18 protein-coding genes and 1 riboswitch are annotated in these 17,335 nt (G+C 39.1%); of the genes, 2 read left to right on the top strand and 16 right to left on the bottom strand.

The features are described from left to right. The 10 genes from spoIIIAG to ACZ42C_RS05205 form a co-directional block, all read right to left on the bottom strand. Complete coding sequence (gene spoIIIAG, locus ACZ42C_RS05160) at nucleotides 1-651, bottom strand: stage III sporulation protein AG (protein ID WP_461180577.1); 651 nt, start codon at nucleotides 649-651, stop codon at nucleotides 1-3. Beyond that, nucleotides 648-1,277, bottom strand: a complete 630-nt coding sequence (spoIIIAF, locus tag ACZ42C_RS05165) for a stage III sporulation protein AF (RefSeq protein WP_461180576.1) — start codon at nucleotides 1,275-1,277, stop codon at nucleotides 648-650. The genes spoIIIAG and spoIIIAF overlap by 4 nt, the downstream gene beginning before the upstream one ends. 10 nt (nucleotides 1,278-1,287) lie before the next feature. Further along, complete coding sequence (gene spoIIIAE / locus ACZ42C_RS05170; RefSeq protein ID WP_461180575.1) at nucleotides 1,288-2,481, bottom strand: stage III sporulation protein AE; 1,194 nt, start codon at nucleotides 2,479-2,481, stop codon at nucleotides 1,288-1,290. Between the two features lie 59 nt (nucleotides 2,482-2,540). Further along, nucleotides 2,541-2,930, bottom strand: a complete 390-nt coding sequence (spoIIIAD, locus tag ACZ42C_RS05175) for a stage III sporulation protein AD (protein WP_461180574.1) — start codon at nucleotides 2,928-2,930, stop codon at nucleotides 2,541-2,543. A 6-nt stretch (nucleotides 2,931-2,936) separates the two neighbouring features. After that, complete coding sequence (spoIIIAC, locus tag ACZ42C_RS05180; protein WP_461180573.1) at nucleotides 2,937-3,143, bottom strand: stage III sporulation protein AC; 207 nt, start codon at nucleotides 3,141-3,143, stop codon at nucleotides 2,937-2,939. 21 nt (nucleotides 3,144-3,164) lie between these two features. Beyond that, nucleotides 3,165-3,677: a stage III sporulation protein SpoIIIAB gene (gene spoIIIAB / locus ACZ42C_RS05185; RefSeq protein ID WP_461180572.1), complete on the bottom strand. Its 513-nt coding sequence runs from the start codon at nucleotides 3,675-3,677 to the stop codon at nucleotides 3,165-3,167. Then, nucleotides 3,622-4,593 (bottom strand): stage III sporulation protein AA, encoded by a 972-nt coding sequence (gene spoIIIAA / locus ACZ42C_RS05190; RefSeq protein ID WP_461180571.1) that lies wholly within the window; start codon nucleotides 4,591-4,593, stop codon nucleotides 3,622-3,624. Before spoIIIAA ends, spoIIIAB begins: the two co-directional genes overlap by 56 nt. Before the next feature lie 261 nt (nucleotides 4,594-4,854). Next, the gene (gene efp, locus ACZ42C_RS05195; protein WP_461180570.1) at nucleotides 4,855-5,412 is read right to left on the bottom strand and encodes an elongation factor P; all 558 of its coding nucleotides are present in this window, start codon (nucleotides 5,410-5,412) and stop codon (nucleotides 4,855-4,857) included. A 29-nt stretch (nucleotides 5,413-5,441) separates the two neighbouring features. Next, a complete protein-coding gene (locus ACZ42C_RS05200; protein ID WP_461180569.1) occupies nucleotides 5,442-6,503 on the bottom strand; it encodes a M24 family metallopeptidase in 1,062 nt (353 codons plus the stop codon). Nucleotides 6,504-6,613: 110 nt separating this feature from the next. Continuing rightward, a complete protein-coding gene (locus ACZ42C_RS05205) occupies nucleotides 6,614-7,129 on the bottom strand; it encodes a YqhR family membrane protein (RefSeq protein WP_461180568.1) in 516 nt (171 codons plus the stop codon). 349 nt (nucleotides 7,130-7,478) lie between these two features. On the opposite strand from ACZ42C_RS05205, the gene ACZ42C_RS05210 reads away from it, so the two are divergent. Then, nucleotides 7,479-7,862: an SA1362 family protein gene (locus ACZ42C_RS05210; protein WP_461180567.1), complete on the top strand. Its 384-nt coding sequence runs from the start codon at nucleotides 7,479-7,481 to the stop codon at nucleotides 7,860-7,862. A 37-nt stretch (nucleotides 7,863-7,899) separates the two neighbouring features. On the opposite strand, the gene ACZ42C_RS05215 is transcribed toward ACZ42C_RS05210, so the two are convergent. The 3 genes from ACZ42C_RS05215 to ACZ42C_RS05225 form a co-directional block, all read right to left on the bottom strand. After that, the gene (locus ACZ42C_RS05215; protein ID WP_461180566.1) at nucleotides 7,900-8,796 is read right to left on the bottom strand and encodes a patatin-like phospholipase family protein; all 897 of its coding nucleotides are present in this window, start codon (nucleotides 8,794-8,796) and stop codon (nucleotides 7,900-7,902) included. Nucleotides 8,797-8,898: 102 nt separating this feature from the next. Beyond that, entirely contained in the window at nucleotides 8,899-9,318 is a 420-nt protein-coding gene (gene mntR / locus ACZ42C_RS05220) for a transcriptional regulator MntR (RefSeq protein WP_461180565.1), read from the bottom strand. Between the two features lie 255 nt (nucleotides 9,319-9,573). Then, on the bottom strand, nucleotides 9,574-12,135 hold the full coding sequence (locus tag ACZ42C_RS05225; protein ID WP_461180564.1) for a vitamin B12-dependent ribonucleotide reductase: 2,562 nt from the start codon (nucleotides 12,133-12,135) through the stop codon (nucleotides 9,574-9,576). Between the two features lie 422 nt (nucleotides 12,136-12,557). On the opposite strand from ACZ42C_RS05225, the gene ACZ42C_RS05230 reads away from it, so the two are divergent. Next, entirely contained in the window at nucleotides 12,558-12,932 is a 375-nt protein-coding gene (locus ACZ42C_RS05230) for a rhodanese-like domain-containing protein (protein WP_461180563.1), read from the top strand. A gap of 187 nt (nucleotides 12,933-13,119) precedes the next feature. Here ACZ42C_RS05230 and gcvPB read toward each other — a convergent pair whose 3' ends face one another. From gcvPB to gcvT, 3 genes are read right to left on the bottom strand one after another with little or no spacing between them, the layout of a single operon-like run. After that, nucleotides 13,120-14,583, bottom strand: a complete 1,464-nt coding sequence (gcvPB, locus tag ACZ42C_RS05235) for an aminomethyl-transferring glycine dehydrogenase subunit GcvPB (protein ID WP_461180562.1) — start codon at nucleotides 14,581-14,583, stop codon at nucleotides 13,120-13,122. Next, nucleotides 14,576-15,925, bottom strand: coding sequence for an aminomethyl-transferring glycine dehydrogenase subunit GcvPA (gene gcvPA / locus ACZ42C_RS05240; protein WP_461180561.1), 1,350 nt, complete (start codon nucleotides 15,923-15,925; stop codon nucleotides 14,576-14,578). The genes gcvPB and gcvPA overlap by 8 nt, the downstream gene beginning before the upstream one ends. A gap of 26 nt (nucleotides 15,926-15,951) precedes the next feature. Further along, nucleotides 15,952-17,061 carry a glycine cleavage system aminomethyltransferase GcvT gene (gcvT, locus tag ACZ42C_RS05245; protein WP_461180560.1) on the bottom strand — a complete coding sequence of 370 codons (1,110 nt, stop codon included), beginning with the start codon at nucleotides 17,059-17,061 and terminating at the stop codon, nucleotides 15,952-15,954. Nucleotides 17,062-17,232: 171 nt separating this feature from the next. Next, nucleotides 17,233-17,331, bottom strand: a riboswitch (glycine riboswitch). Between the last annotated feature and the right edge of the window lie 4 nt (nucleotides 17,332-17,335).

Below are 17,335 nucleotides of genomic sequence, written 5' to 3' on the forward strand. Positions count from 1 at the left end.
TTAATTCTTTGGCATTACTGACACTCTGTGTGTTGGGACATCAAGTACTCGTGATACAGACTCCACAATCCAACTCTTCACAGATGCATGATCTGCTCCATTTGCTACAATAAACACGCCTCTTACATCTGGTTTTTTTGTTTCCACCAATAATGGCACTTCTCTGTCCCCCTGTCTGACAAGGACTGTCTGCACTTCCTCTGTGTGATCCTCTACCTTTCTTGTCCCCCCATTCCGATCTGATTCATCTGTTGTCTGCTGGCCTCTAATCAAATTCTTTTCAAATACTTTCACGTTTGTTGAATCAAGATTAACCATCACCTCTGCTTCTGATACCCCTTGTACTTTATTAAGCATCTCTTCCAGCTCTTTTTTATAAATTGCCTCCAGTTCCCCTATATCTGACGTTACATTTGCTTCCTCTGAATTTGCATGTGTGCTTTGCTGCTCCGTATTTTCCGTTTGCTGCTGCAGTTCCATTTCATAATTGGAATCCGAGGAAGACGAAGTAAATATATTACCAACGATGATCAGCATTAATCCTGTTAAAGCAAGAACAAGTATATATCCAGCTTTTTTGGATGGATTTTTTTGTTTCGGATCTGATTTTGATTTATCCGATGAGAAAAACCTTTCAAAAAAATGCTTCAAGATGCCCCTCCCTCCTCAACAATGATTAGTTCTTTGTTGTCCAGTTCCCAAACGTCCCTAAGCAGCTGTTCTACCCCTTCGTAATCCTCCAACTCTTCTTTTACTAAAGGATCCTCCGTGTCTATTACCACATCCTCAACTGCATTTACAGCACCCTCCCCGTCTTTTGCTTGTTCCACAAATACAATGAGTCCATCCAGCGATTCAAAATTCAATTCCTGAGAAACTGCTTCTTCTGAAAATTGAAAGTCTATGTTGTTTATTTTCATCCTGTATTCTTCGTATAATGGATCCTTGGCAATTTCTATCAGTTGGACAGCCATTTGTTCTAGAATATATGCATCTTGTCTCGTTTCTATTTCTGTTTTTTGAAAATCAACTAAATTTTCGAGGGAATTTTCATTTTCCGTTGAGGATGCAATCGTTGAGAATGCACCTTCCAGTTCATGTTGTATATCAATCTGAAAAATATAAAAAACCGGTTTTAATAAAATTAATAATAAGATCAGACCGACTACCAATTTAATATATTTCTTCATCGCATTGGTCGGGATTATTAAATCGATAATGGTTGCCAATAATACAAATATAATAATCTGGGTAATCCATTCCATAATAAATTCCATATCGATCATCCTATCGTAAGAGAACGGTTATATTGCTTGCTGCCACTATAATGACAATAGATAAGAAAAACATAAAAGATACCGCCAATAAAGACGCCAGAATATATATAATATAGGTACTTATAGTATTAAGTACAGTTATCACCGGGCCGCCTCCAATGGGCTGCAGTACAGCAGCAGCTATTTTGTAAATAATCGCAATGGCAAAGATTTTAATTGCCGGAAACATAGCAAAAAAAATAATAATAATTAAGCCGACAATCCCGACTGCGTTTTTCAGCAGTAAGGAGGCACTTAGAATGGTATCTGCAGCATCGGTAAGTGTTCGGCCGATCACAGGAATAAAGTTGCCGGTAATAAATTTGGCGGTTTTCATTGCTATTCCATCCTGCACCGCACTTGCTGCACCCTGGACTGAAGTCACCCCGAGAAAAATAGTCAGAAATACGCCGAGCACAGCCAGGCTTACAGACTTAAACAAACCGGCCAGCTGTGTGATTTTATAATTTTCACTGAGACTGCTGACAATCAGCATTAAAGCTGAAATAAACAGGAATGGCAAAACGATGGTTGAAACCAAAACCCCACTTATATTTACTAAAAAGATAATAATGGGGTGAAAAAAAGATACGGAAACAACATTTCCAAAAGATGCCATAAGGCCCAATATAAGAGGCAGAAGAGCAATCATAAAACTGCTCATGGTGTTAATTGCTTCCTGGGCATAGCTTGCTGCCAAATAAAAACTGTTTAAAGCAATAAAAATGAGGACAATATATACTACAAAATAAGCAATTCTGCTTACTGCACTCCGTTCCAGTGCATGATGCATCGTTTGCAGGACAACGGAAAATAGTGTAAGCATTAATAAGGTGCCAAGCAATTTTCCGTTTAAAATTAATTCATGAAAGATAAACTCCAATAATCCAACCATCATACTGTAAAATGAAAAGTCACCATTCGATTTAATCAGATCATATACACTGTTTCTTTCAATTTCAGGAAGGTATCCGCCATATTCGTTTACAAGTTCATGCCAATAATGCTGGACATCATCCAGGTGAATTTCCTCCAATAATTCTTCTTCCAAATTATGCTCCTCTTCAGAACGATCATCAGTCGTTGCAGCAAAGATATGTGTTTGTCCAAAAAAGGTAATCAGCAAGATGAATAAAATAGTAATCCTTATGCTTTTACATATCATTCACCGTCATTTCCCCTTTCCGTTTTTATCACATATCCCTGGTTTATAACACAAAAGGTTTATCCAGGCAGGAAACTGAGTATTGCCTCTATCACTGCAGTTATAATTGGAACGGCTAATATTAAAATAAATATCTTACCTGCCAGCTCAATTTTTGCCGCTACGGAAGAAAGTCCGGCATCTTTTACAATACTTGACCCAAGATCTGCAATATAAGCTATCCCGATGATTTGTAAAATAGTCTTCATATACATGCCTTCCACATTTGCCCTTTGCCCTAAGGTTTCAATCAGATGAAAGATAGCTCCAATCTGCTGCATAATTGATAAAAAGATGATAACTACCATAATAATAATGATGTAAAACGCGAAAGAGCTATTTAATTCCTTCGTAACAACATAAAGAATACTGGCTATAATCCCCAATGTAACAATTTGTAAAATTTCCATGGTGCATTACCCTTGGAATAGAAAAACAGATCTAATTTGCTGAAATAGATCCGACAAACTATTTACAACGACTACTAGTACAATAATAAATCCAATTAATGTTGCAAACTGAGCTATTTCTTCCTTCCCCATTTGTTTCAATATGGTGTGGATCAATGCCACAATAATGCCGATCCCGGCAATTTGAAATAAAATAGAGGCATCATTAAACATGTAGGGTAAGCTCCTTTCCTGCTAGATAAGCAATAGAACAATAAATAATCCGCATAATATCCCTAAGCTTTTTGCCATTTTACTGTATTTAAATTGGTTATCCCTTGCATTTTCCAGTTCTCTGTCAAGGTGATGAACGGCCAATTGAATATGTTTTTGTTGCTGCTCCACATCATGCTGGCCCAGTGTCCGTCCGAATTGACGCAGAATTTCCGCTTCATTATTGCCTAAAGAGGAAATTACCATTAAGTGTCGAACCTGAGCTTCCCAGATTTCATAAAGGCTATTTTTCTCCGTATTCATTGTTGTATGAAGCGATGTGAAAAAAGTCTGTACCGGTTCCGGTATTTGATTGCTGATATTGTAAAAGGCATCCTGCAATGGCAAATGACTATAAACGATTTCAGCCTCCAAAATCTGCAGTGCATTTTTTAACTGTCTAATATGCTTTGGTCTGGTCGTCAGACGATGACTCCATTCAAACCCTACCCAGGTGGTTGTCCCTACGAAAAGAAGTGCTCCAATCCACTGCATCAGGCAGGCACCCCGATCTCAATAAATTTTCTTCTTTATCATAAATCCGCTGAATACTTCCCGGCTTTTGAGCTTTGTTCAGCAAAACAAACCTTTGGAATATTTTCTGTTCGAATACATGCTGTAACACCGGACGCTTCTTCAACTCGTCCACAGATTTTCCATGTATGGTACAGATTACGGTAACACCTGCATTAATTGCTTCCAACAGTGCCTCCACATCTTTTTTACCGCCTATTTCATCCACTACAAGCATATCGGGCGACATGGAACGGATCATCATCATCATTCCTTCCGCTTTTGGGCAGGCGTCCATTACATCCGTTCTTGGTCCTAAATTATGCTGGGGAACCCCTTTTATGGAGGCAGCTATCTCGGAGCGTTCATCAATAATTCCCACTTTTTTCCCAGGAACTCCCTTTCTTCCTGAAGAGACGATTCTCGCTATATCTCTTATCAGGGTGGTTTTCCCTGTTTGCGGTGGGCCGATGATTAGCGTATTTACATACCCATGATGATATATATAGGGTATAATCGGTACTGCTGCTCCAATTTTTTCTTTCGCGATCCGAATATTTAAAAATGTAATATACTGGATTGCCTTTACTCTTCCTTTTTCTGTTGTGACTTTTCCGGCTAATCCCACCCGATGCCCTCCCTCGATTGTCATGTATCCTTCCCTGAGTTCATTTTCCATCCGATAGAGGGAATGTTCACTTAATTGATTAATAATAAAAATAAAGTCGTTTTTATTCGGTTTACATGAAGACAGCCATGCACTTCTGTCATTAAAGATAAGTTCTATCGGCTGTTCGAGGCGCATTCGAATTTCCTGCAGTTCGTCCCAGCGCGTCTTGATTTCTTCCTGAATCACCTTTTTGAAAGGATCGGGAAATAACGATAAAATTGCTTCCATAACCTGTCCCCACTTTTAATAGATACTTAATAGTAAATGTATGTTGTCCAATAAAAATTATGACCTCATCGTTTTAAACAAGAAGGATAAAAGGCAAAATAGGATTGGCCAAAGCATTTATGTCCGGATATTATTTTGTAATAAATCAATTAAACCAAGTGAAATAAAGCTATATATGAAACAAGCTTAATTTGAAAATATTGGAAACTAACAATCACAAAAAAAACAGTCCTTCAATGAGGACTGTTTCTTGTTTAACTATTATGCCCTGGATACATATTTCCCTTCAGAAGTACTGATCACGAGCATATCTCCTTTATTAATGAAAAATGGGACTTGAACTGTCAATCCAGTTTCCAGCGTAGCGGGTTTGGAGCCGCCGCTTGATGTATCCCCTTTTATTCCAGGCTCTGTCTCTATAACCTCCAGTTCCACATTCTTGGGCAATTCGACCCCCAATACTTCCCCTTCATAAACAAGAACGGAAACCTCCATGTTTTCTTTCATAAAATTTAAGTTCTCTTTCATTTGATCTGTTGTCAATTCAATTTGTTCATAGGTTTCCGTGTCCATAAATGCATGTGAATCACCGGAAGCGTACAGGTATTGCATTTTTTTATTTTCGATATGTGCCTTCCCTACTTTTTCCCCGGCACGAAAGGTTTTTTCCTGTATGTTGCCATTTCTTAAATTGCGCAGCTTGGAACGGACAAATGCTGCTCCTTTACCGGGCTTGACATGCTGGAACTCCATAACCTGCCAAATATCATTATCTGTTTCAATCGTCAAACCTGTTTTAAAATCGTTTACTGAAATCATGTACATACTCCTCTCTACCTAATTGATCATTAAACATATATTAATTCTTTAGAAGAAAATGTCAGACGTTCATTACCTGTCTCCGTAATCACCACATCATCTTCAATTCTGCATCCGCCCACTTCAGGGACATATATACCTGGTTCGACAGTTACAACCATGCCGGGCTGCAGTTTTTGATCCGACCGGAAGGAAAGCGAAGGACCTTCATGTACCTCCATACCCAGGCCATGACCGGTAGAATGGCCAAAATAGTCCCCGTATCCTTTCTCCTTGATGTAATCTCTTGTAAGGGCATCCGCTTCTTTTCCTGTTATACCAGGACGAAGACCGTCCACACCACGCCTTTGTGCTTCCAATACAGTGTCATAAATCTTTTTCAGTTCTTCATTTATTTCCCCAACTGCCAGAGTTCGTGTTATATCAGAGCAGTACCCCTGGTACAGCGCACCGAAATCCATGGTAACGAGCTCACCGGATTGAATTTCTTTTTCCGAAGCGACTCCATGGGGAAGTGCTGAACGATAGCCGGAAGCAACAATAATATCAAAGCTGGAAGAAACGGCTCCGAGTTTTCTCATGAAGAATTCCAGTTCATTTGATATTTCTATTTCTTTCACTCCGGGTTTAATGAATGATTGAATATGCTCAAAAGCATCATCTGCAATCTTGGCAGCTTTTTTCATTATTTCCACTTCATCTTTATCTTTAATTAAGCGAAGTGTTTCTATTACCCCACTGATAGGAACCAGATCCACATCAAGCATTTTATAATAGTTTTCATACTTGCTGTAGCTTACATGGTCCTTTTCAAATCCAAGTCGTTTCACATTCATTTCTTTTAATTGATCTTTAATTTCCTGTTCCAGCAATTGTTTATGTTCCACAATTTGAAAATCCTTCACTTGTTCAGCCGCCTGCTCCGTATACCGAAAATCCGTAATAAAACGGGCGTCTCCTTCTGTTATTAAAGCGGCCCCGGCAGTTCCGCTGAACCCGGTAACATACCTTCTATTGATGGAACTCGTAATTAAAATTCCATCCACCCCGTGCTGATCAAGCGCTTCTCTCACTTTATCCAATATTGCCATGAAATCATCCTTCCCATTTCCAATATCTACATGCCGATTTAAGTTTATCATAAACGATTTCATTTGGATAACGATAAAGTGCTGCTGTCCGTATAGATCGTTTCACTTTTTTATCCCTGCACTTGCTCCTTATTTTCTTTTTCCTTTGTATCATGATAATCATAAGCAATGGAATAACCAATAAAAGTACCATATAAGATAAATAGACACGCAGTGGAAACCAAAGTGTTGATCTCCAGATCCGTAAAGATGGGAATATTAGGAAACAGCGGATGTAAAACGAAAAAAATTATCCCCCATAGAATAATGCCAAAAATAACTCCCGTCCAAATCGTATACACTTTCCTGAGAGTAATATAAAAAATAAAGGCAATCAACAGGGATAATAATCCGATGATGATAATGGTGATTGCATCGCCAAGCCATCCCTCAACCCATGGTGCCCGAATCCATGACCGCAAAACAAAGGATTTAGGAGACACCTCCGTAAAATTAAAATAATACATGATTAATCCGGCAATTCCCGCAGTAATGCCTCCGGTAAATCCGGTAATCATTGCTCTTGTTATCAAAGACAGGGGTTCCTCCCGCTTATTTTGTTCCGTTTGATTCTGTTGTTCCTTCATAATGGTCACCTCCAATTTATAGTATGACCATTATTTGTTAAAACAATGAGTTTCCCGGACGAATTATTATGCTATAATATTATTATATTCGTGAGCTGAAAATTTTCTAAAATAACTATTATCTGATATTATATATAAAAATACATTTCCTGCATATACAAAAGCATATAAGGGTATCATTAAAATATGAAGACGAGTTATTTAAATTTATTAAAATAAGGTGTAAAAATAGGTTAAAGTGGTATATAAAACATAGAGCCTGTTCACCTTCATGCTCTTGTTGTTAATCTTAATTATACTATAAGAAAATACTGTTGAAATGATTTATTAAAGAAAGGAGGGCTTTTTCATGTCCAGTAATAAATTAGCAACATTGGTATATATCATCATTGGTTTAGCTGCTATTGGTTTAGTTTCCCAACTACTCACGAATACAGTAGGCTTTCTGACGAATATATTAGTCATGCTTGCCTTCGGTCTGGCCATTTTTGGGATCATTTACTTCGTGTTTCTCAGAAAAAAATCTCCTTCCAATGACGCAAAAAAGTATAAACAAGCGGTTAAGCAATCAAAGGCAAAATATAAAAGTCAAGAACCGAGTCGTGCCATGATGGCTAAAAATAAAAAAGCAAACACATCGTTGCAGTCCCGAAAGAAGCTTCATAAACGGGCTTCTCATCTGCGGGTAATTGATGGAAATAAATCAAATCCAAAAAACCGGGCTTCTTTGTAAGCCCGGTTTTTTTTAGTAATATAATCGTAAACCGTATTTATTTTGGCCAGTTTTTTAAAAATGTATCTGTGTATTCCCTACCGGTTTGAATTAAACAATCAGTTGTATTTTTATTAATTGAGAAATCAGTCGTTCCGATATCTTCCACAGGAATGAAAATAATATTTTGCTTTTCGGCAGTGGATATATACCTTGTATCGTGCGCTTTCTTCATCGTTGAGAACAATGCCTGGAACATATGGAGGGCGTTTTTTATTTTATGGGGTTGATGATGTTCGTCCATGGAAGTGCTTAATTTCACTCCCAGAATGGGCCTGTCGCGTTTGTATGTACCTTTATCAAATATCCAAAGCGGGAAGTTGCTTAATAATCCTCCGTCAACTATGATGCTTTTTTTATTTGTATTTATTCCCGGCAGCTTTTTTGGCATGAAAAAATAAGGAAAACCGGCGCTCATTCTTACTGCTTTAGCTACAGGAAAATACTTGCCGTTAATACCGTAAATCCTGTCCAGATCATCAGGAATAACCACTAGCTTGCCTAAGGAAAGATCGCTTACCACCACTTTTAAATAGCCGGGCTTTAAGTCATTAAATGTAAAAATGTTCTTTTTTGCCATTTTTTCGTATAACCATGATTCCAATTTGTCTCCACGATTGATACCCAGTTGAAAATATAAAAAGAACCATTTACTGAAAGGGAGCAGCTTTGTAATTTTCGGTGGGTCGGCGAATTGCTGCAGATTTACATCGTCTAATAAGTTTTTGATTTCTCTGCCTCGGTAATCCGCTGCTATAAAAGCAGCTATAATAGCTCCTGCCGATGTACCGGCCACACGTTCCAACTGCAGTTTTTTATTTTCAATACTTTCCAGTGCACCTATAAATGCATAGGCCTTTACTCCCCCACCTGAAAAAACCCCATCAATTTTCATCTGTTATTCTCCTCGTTGGCTTTTTTATATTTGTAAGCTTAAGGAGAATGATTTAGAACAATAAAAAATGTAGGTTAATCCGTTTTTGCCATTTTCCTTTTATCATTTCTCGCTTTCCATCTGAATTTTTCTTAAGTAATCTATTCTTGTCTCATCTTCTTTAAAGTAGTTTACAAGGTCACCAATCCGGTCAATCGAGTTCCAGCTTAAATGATGTTCAATACCCTCTACGTCTTCATATATATTTTCTTTATTTACACCAATGATTTCAAGAAATTCTTCTAGCAGCTCATGACGGAAAACAAGCCGTTTTCCTATCTTATTTCCTTTAGGTGTCAGGATAAGCCCTCTGTACTTTTCATAATTTAAATAATCGTCCTTGTCCAGCTTTTGCACCATTTTTGTAACAGATGAAGGGTGCACCTGCAGCGCTTCTGCGATATCGGATACTCTGGCATATCCCTTGGATTCTATCAGATTGTATATTTGTTCTATGTAATCTTCCATACTTGGTGTAGGCATAGCATCTCCTCATTTCAATAATTTTTATCAAGTGCAACATTGTTGCTGTCTCGAGCATAACGTAAAAGCTTCCTTTAAACAAGTATTTGCTGTGAACACGGCCCTGATTTTACAACAAATACATCAATTGCTCAGATGGGCAGCATGAATGGGATATACTTAAATGCCCAAAAAGAAAAGAGGCAACCTCTTTGCTTCAAACCCCCACTTTGCTTTTGGTTTGACACAATTGGCATTGCCTCTTTTAGACGCTTATTACAGCCCGCATTTCAGCTGGGCATTACAGTTTGTACAGGTATTGCATCCGCCGATATCTTCTATGCTTCCTTCTCTGCAGACAGGGCAGGTGTCACCAATTTCAGAACCGATGGTAACATCTGTTTTTTCCAATTCCTGTATTGTATCCATCAATACAACCTTTGGAGAATCCGACTTTTCAAACAGCTCTGTTTGCTCCCCAAAGGAGTTTTCTTCCGCTTTTAAAGTCAGGACCTGCGTATCACGGCTTCCATCAACATAAACGGTCCCGCCTTTTGCACCACCGTTGTAGAGACGCTGGTATACATTTTCCACCTGCTCCACAGAATAGCCTTTTGGTGCATTTACTGTTTTGGATATGGAACTGTCGACCCAGCGCTGAATGACACACTGTGTATCAGCATGTGCTTCCGGCTCGAGATCCATGGCAGTTATAAACCAGTCCGGTAGATTATCCGGATCTGCCTCCGGATTATTGTCCAAGTATTCCTGAACGATATCTGCTTTTACTTCTATAAATTTGCCGAGTCGGCCGCTTCTGTAATAAGAAAAGGAAAAATATGGTTCCAACCCCGTGCTGACACCTACCATAGTACCGGTGCTTCCCGTAGGGGCAACAGTTAACAGATGGGAATTTCGGATTCCATGTTTAATTACACCCTCTCTTATATCCTCAGGCATTTTTTTCATATAACCGGTATTAATGAATGCTTCACGCAATTCTTTTGTTTCTTCTTCTGTATCGCCAACCAGGAATGGGAAACTTCCTTTTTCTTTTGCCAGTTCAATGGATTCTCTATAGGCAGTAGTTGCAATCGTTTCAAATATTTCATCAACGAGCTTATTACCTTCTTTTGATCCATACGCTGTTTCGCAATATATTAATAAATCGTGAAGCCCCATTACACCAAGGCCAATTCGTCTTTCACCAAGTGCCTGCTTTTTATTTTCTTCCAGGAAATACGGAGTTGCATCAATCACATTATCCTGCATGCGCACCCCGGTTCTCACTGTCTGCTTTAACTTTTCTGTATTAACCTGTTTTGTTGCTTTATTTGCCATCTCGGCCAGGTTAACGGCAGCTAAATTACAGACAGAATAAGGGGCGAGCGGTTGTTCCCCACATGGGTTTGTTGCTACTACCTGATCCCCATATGCTTTGGCATTTGTCATGTCGTTGGCATTATCAATAAAGAAAATACCGGGTTCTGCAGAATAAGTGGCACAAATATTTATTAAATTCCACAGTTCTTTCGCTTTTACACGTCGGTATACACGTACACCGTAACCCATTTCTTCCCATTTTCTTACATCGCCAACATCATGCCATTTTTCATTATATGCTTCCATTTCTTCCTTCGTATAATTTTCCACGTCCGGGAACCGAAGATCGTAATAATCATCATTTTCCACTGCTTCCATAAATTCATTGGTTAGGCACACAGAAATATTTGCGCCGGTCAAAAACTCCGGATTGTGCACGGAGTATGTTCCGCCCGTCCGCAACTTTTCTTCTGCTTCCCCGATGGCAGCATTTGTAAAACCTCCGGATCCGGGCATATTTCTATAATTGACGACTCCCTGGTAAAGGTCCGCTTCCGTATCCGTTAATGGTGTAAACTTCAGTTTTTCTTTTGCCATTCGTCTGATTTGTTCATCCTCTGTATTTTCGATCAGGAAGCGTAAAATTCTTGGGTTTTGCATTTTGGAAATAATGAATTCAATAATGTCCGGATGAGAGTCCACGAGCATGATCATTTGAGCTCCACGTCTTGAACCACCCTGTTCAACCAAATGCGTAAGTTTTGCAATATCATCAAGCCAAGATACAGATCCGGAAGATTTTCCGTTTACCCCTCTGGCCAGTGTATTCCGCGGACGGAGTGTAGATCCGTTTGTTCCCACTCCCCCGCCTCTAGACATAATTTCCATTACTTTTTTCCGGTGGTCGGAAATGCCTTCACGGGAATCCTTAATATATGGCATGACATAACAATTGAAATAGGTTACTTCCGTATCAGCGCCGGCACCATAAAGGACCCTTCCTGCCGGGATAAAGTTCATATTGCTGAGTTCATCATTGAATTTGCTGAACCATTCCTGCTGCTTTACTTCTGAAGTTTCTACAGCGGAGAGTCCCTGTGCATTTCTTTTTGCAATTTGTTCATAAAAAATTTCAAGTGGTTTATCAATCACATCGAGCTTGCGTTTTACAATCCCTGTTTTGGCTTCCTCATCCTGGTCCAGAACGGATACATACTCACTGTCCACTTGTATTTCCGCCTCTTTATTAAACCAGTCAATCGATTTTACGAATCCAAGCCCTCTGGCGGGGAATTTAGGGTCAGCTTTTACTGTTAATACAACAAAATCCCCTTCTTTGAGTGTTTTCTTTTCCGTGTCCTTAAAGGCATACCGATCGAGCATAACAAGGCGGGATACCCCTTTATGACTTAATTTCATATCTTCGGTAATAGGGTGTACCTGCGGAAATAGTTTAATATCCTGATTCAATGCTTGTACATTTATACGCTTGTTGGCTTCAACAATTGTCGACATATGCACACTCCTTTATTGGTTATCATTGTCTAGTTAGTGTTTTTAACCGTTTAGTAATACATTACCACAATTAATCATTCCAAAACAATATATTGAATTATTTTTTATGAAGAACACTATATATTGTGTTTAAAAGCAAATTTCAATGGTTCTGTCAAAAAAGAAATTCCATGATATTCTATGTAAAACGATGATAAAGTGAGCTTAAAGTCTCAATTAATTATAAAAGAGATTTTTTTGCAAAGATTGGGTGGTGGACAAATTTTGTTATTCTATTATTGCCTCTCAATGAAATCTGACTTTTATCCACTAAAAAACGAGGCAGACAGAAAGTAATTGTAGCACATAGATAAAAGTTTTGAAAAATAATAGGCTTCATCCTATAATGGAAATACAGGCAGTTAAATAAATGGGGGAAATGTATGGAAATTCTTATCTTGGCACTTGTAATTTTTATAGCAGTAATGGTTTTTCGCTATTATAGACAAAAGAGTTATTTAAAAGTTTTAACTGAGGATCAATTTCGGGAAGGCTATAGAAAAGCCCAATTAATTGATGTGCGGGAACCGCAGGAATTTGAGAGAGGGCATATTCTCGGAGCCAGGAATATTCCTGTTACCCAGATGAAACAACGTTTGGTGGAATTGAGAAAAGACAAGCCGGTCTATTTATACTGCCAAAGAGGTTCCAGGTCCGCCAGAGCAGCACAACTGCTGCGAAAAAAAGGCTATGAGGATATAAATACACTCAAAGGCGGATTTAAAAAATGGACAGGGAAAATAAAAGTAAAAAAATAAAGATTCAAAAACTCCTGAGCTGTTCATTAGCTCAGGAGTTTTTTGTTTAAATTTTTCCGGTTGACCCGGAAAAATTTTGTTAGCTGTACTTCGATTTACTTTTAACAGTTATGTGCAGATAAACATCCAAATTACGACAACATGAGTTCAATCTTTTTCATGTTTTTCTTTCTTCCATTCGCTAAAGTTAGCCTTCTAATTGAGCGCGTAAAACCGGTTTACGTGATGCAGTTGCTTCGTCCAGGCGTTTAACAGCTGTGTGATGTGGAGCTTCTTGAACAATTTCCGGATTGTTCTTCGCTTCATCCGCAATTTGAAGCATGACATCGATGAAATGATCCAATGTTTCCTTCGATTCAGTTTCCGTAGGCTCGACCATCATAGCTTCTTCTACAATTAACGGGAAGTAAACAGTCGGCGGATGTATTCCCAGATCCAAAAGACGTTTGGCGATATTTAATGTCTTTACGCCAAGTTTCTTTTGTTTATTACCAGACAGGACAAACTCGTGTTTACAATGTTGTGTAAATGGAAGTTCATATTCTTTTTCAAGGCTGCGCATCAGGTAGTTTGCATTAAGTACAGCATACTCACTGGCTTTCTTTAACCCTTCTGCCCCCATGGTACGGATATACGTATAAGCACGAACATTAATACCAAAGTTTCCGTAGTAACCTTTCACCATACCGATGGATTGTGGAAGGTTGTAGTCAAAATCATACATACCATCATTTTTACGTATTACCGGTTTTGGCAGGAACGGTGCCAGTTCTTCCGAAACCCCGATTGGACCGGAGCCAGGTCCGCCGCCCCCATGTGGTCCGGTAAATGTTTTATGAAGGTTCAGGTGTACTGCGTCAAATCCCATGTCTCCAGGTCGACTATAGCCCATAATAGCGTTTAGATTGGCGCCATCATAGAATAATTTACCGCCCACACCATGAACTATTTCTGCCATTTCAACGATTTCTGTTTCAAATAAACCTAATGTGTTTGGATTTGTTAACATCAATGCTGCTGTATTTTCACTTACTACACGTTTTAGATCGTCAACGTCAACGAGTCCATTTTCATTTGACTTAACTTCAACAACCTTAAATCCGGCAACTGCTGCAGAAGCAGGGTTTGTACCATGTGCTGAATCAGGAACAATAACTTCATTCCGATGGTGATCACCATTCGCTTCGTGAAATGCTTTAATCATCATGAGTGATGTCCACTCACCTTGTGAACCGGCAGCTGGCTGTAAAGTAATTTCATGCATTCCTGTGATTTCTTCAAGATGTACTTGCAAGTCATACATCAATTCAAGTGCACCTTGAATTGTTTTTGGATCCTGATATGGATGGATATGACTAAATCCGGGAAGTCGGGCGATATCTTCGTTAACCACTGGATTGTATTTCATTGTACAAGACCCCAACGGATAAAATCCGGAAAGTATACCGAAGTTGCGATTGGACAGCCCAGTGTAATGCCGCATTAATTCCAATTCATCAACTTCAGGAAGTGCCGCATCAACTTGACGTATATATGTTTCCTCAATTTCTTCTTCAAGGTTGACTTCAGGAACATCAAGTGCTGGCAGATTATAGCCCGATCTGCCTTCCTTGCTTCGTTCAAAAATTAATGGAAAGTTTTCTTTAGCCATTGATATCCCCCATTTCTTTTACGAATGCATCGATTTCGTCTTTGGAGCGGATTTCAGTAGTAGCGATCAGCATATGGTTTTCTAATTCCGGATATACTTTGCCAAGATCAAATCCGCCGATAAACCCTTTCTCAAATAACGCCTTGTTTACAACATCAACCGGCTTGGACAGTTTAATTACAAATTCATTGAAAAATGTACCATTAAATACAGCTGGTAAGTTAGCTGCTGCCAACTTTTGTTTGGTATATCTTGCCTTTTGCATATTTAACTTTGCCATTTCTTTCACACCGTTCTTACCAAGAGCACTCATTGCAGCTGAACTGGCCACAGCATTTAAGGCCTGGTTGGATGTAATGTTAGATGTTGCTTTCTCGCGCCTGATATGCTGTTCTCTTGTCTGTAATGCTAAAACAAACCCACGTTGGCCATCTTCATCAGTTGTTTGACCAACAAAACGTCCTGGTACTTTACGCATTAGCTTTTTAGTCGTTGCAAAGTAGCCGCAATGCGGTCCGCCCAATTGCGCCGGAATACCAAATACTTGTGTATCCCCAACGACAATATCAGCTTCAAATTCTCCTGGAGGCGTTAAATACCCAAGAGAAAGAGGGTTACTGGAAGCAATAAACATGGTTTTCTTTTGCGCCTTTATAAGTTTATTTATTTCTTCCAGTGGCTCGATCTGACCGAAGAAGTTAGGATATTGTACTAATACTGCAGCAGTATCTTCATCAAGCTCCTTTTCCAGATGTTCAAGGTCAGTAACACCGTCCTTGTAATCAATCTCTACAATTTCAAGCTTCTTCCCGTTTGCAGCTGTTTTAACAAGTTGACGGTGTTCAGGATGTAAGGCAGCAGAAACGAGTACTTTTTTGCGTTTCGTCTGGGCTGTACTCAAGTGCACAGCTTCAACTACAGCTGTTCCCCCGTCATACAAAGAAGAGTTGACGATAGGCATGGCAGTTAATTCAGAAATCATTGTCTGGAACTCGAACATAGCCTGCAATTCACCTTGTGTAATTTCCGGCTGGTAAGGTGTGTAAGCAGTATAGAATTCCTGCCTGGAAATAACATGGTCAACGACGGACGGAATATAATGATCATAAACACCAGCGCCTAAAAAAGAACGATATTCTGTTAAATTAGCATTTTTTCCTGCCATTTCTGTCAGTTCTTTTTTCAGCTCATATTCACTGGCTGGTTTTTGAAGGTTTAATTCCCTCTCCAGCCTAACTTCTTTTGGAATATCTGAAAACAGTTCGTCTGTAGATGATACGCCGATCTTTTCCAGCATTTCCTTTTTATCGGTTTCGGTCATCGGCAAATAACGAAATTCCATTTTTTTACCTCCCTAATTTAAGCGATCTATTTTTTTAAGAATGGTGTTTCGATTACTTTCGCCATTAATTTTCTTTTTCTAACCTTTACACTAAATTCAGTTCCTGGTTCTGCATAAGATGAATCCACGAGAACAAGGCCGATGTTTTTTTTCAGTGTCGGCGATTGTGTTCCGGAAGTAACGAACCCTATTTCCTTTTCTCCATCCAATATTTCATAACCGGTTCTCGGAATTCCTTTATCAATCATCTCTATACCTGCCAATTTCCTGTCAGGGCCATTATTTATTTGTTTTTTCAAGATTTCTTTTCCAATAAAATCTTCATCTTTATTCACTTTTACAGCAAAGGCCATGCCGGCTTCCACAGGTGAAATACTTTCTGAAATCTCCTGGCCGTATAATGGAAGGTTTGCTTCAAAACGCAGGGTATCCCGGGCGCCTAAGCCTACTGGTTTCAACCCCTTACCCTCACCTGCTTCAAGAATCATTTTCCAGAGCTCTCTGCCGAGGTCTTTGTCTATATAAATTTCAAAACCATCTTCGCCGGTATAGCCTGTACGGGAAACTAAAGCAGGAGAATTCAGTGTACCGAATACAACTTCCTGATTGAATCGGAAAAACCTTATACTCTTTAGATCCGTTTCTGTTAACGATTGCAAAATAGCTTCTGCTTTTGGTCCTTGCAGAGCAAGCTGTGCATAGTCTTCCGAAACATTTTTTATTTCTACCTCGTCTTCTGTGTAATCATTATTCTTAAGAAGCCATTCATAATCTTTTTCTGTGTTTGCCGCATTTACAACTAGTAAATAATCGTCCTCCCCTATCATATAAATCAGAAAATCATCAACAGTTCCCCCGTTTTCATTGCACATAAACGTGTACTGTGCACGGTTTGGTGTCGACTTTGAGACGTCTTGGGTTACCATTTTCTGGAGGAACTCCAGGCTCTTTGGCCCTTTCACCGTGATCTCCCCCATATGAGAAACATCAAATAGACCGGCATGATTTCTTGTTGCATAATGTTCTTCTTTAATGCCGGAAAACTGTACGGGCAATTCCCAGCCACCAAAATCAATGGTTTTTGCGTTTAGTTTTTCATATTCCGGGAAAATGGGTGTTCGCTTTAAATTAGTCATTTGTTAGCTCCTTTCCAATTCAATATAAAAATCATAGAAAAACAGAGATTTCACTAAGTTTACTCATGAAATCTCTGTCCTTAAACCAGAAAGTTGCATACCCAAAATGTATATTCCTTCCGGGTATTTGCTTCGTGGGTGGTTTACCTATGTAAACACTCTCCAGAGGCGCGTCCCGCAAGAGTCTTTTTGCCTGAGAGATTCACATTTCTGCTTGCTCCTTCGGCGTTACTGTTAAACTTCAACAGTAATCTCTCCCCTTGCAATCATTCGC

The sequence above is a fragment of the Virgibacillus kimchii genome (genome assembly GCF_055379185.1).